The sequence below is a fragment of the Lysobacter sp. TAB13 genome (genome assembly GCF_052113885.1).
GTDB classification, from domain to species: Bacteria; Pseudomonadota; Gammaproteobacteria; order Xanthomonadales; family Xanthomonadaceae; genus Lysobacter; species Lysobacter gummosus.
On record NZ_JBFRDR010000256.1, the window covers coordinates 1 to 418 of the forward strand.

The 418-nt window shown below is 67.2% G+C and carries 1 protein-coding gene; it reads left to right on the forward strand.

Going from position 1 to position 418, the window contains the following annotated elements; translation table 11 throughout:
- Positions 1–418: hypothetical protein (locus AB4Y92_RS26065; RefSeq protein WP_441822257.1), on the forward strand; the 418-nt coding region annotated here is incomplete at both ends.

The following is a 418-nucleotide window of genomic DNA, read 5'->3' on the forward strand; positions in this document are numbered from 1 at the left end:
CGGTGACGCTGATCGACAAGGGCCTGCCCGGCGCCGAGACCAGCCACGGCAATGCCGGCCTGATCGAGCGCTCTTCGGTGATTCCCTATGCCTTCCCGCGCGACCTCTCCACGATCCTGGCCTATGCCTCGAACCGCTCGGTCGCGGTGCGCTACCGGCCGGATTTCCTGGCGCAGATCCTGCCCTGGCTCGCCCGCTACTGGTGGCATTCGGCAAGCGAGCGACTGAATCGCGCGGCCCAGGAGATGCTGCCGCTGATCGAGCGCTGCATCGGCGAGCATGAGCATTTCGCGGGGCCGGCCGAGGTCGAGCCGCTGATGCGTCGCGAGGGCTGGATCGAGTATTACCGTTCGACTCGCAGCTTCGAACGCGCAGCCGAAGGCGCGGCCGAACTCGGTCCGTTCCGGCTGTCCTATGA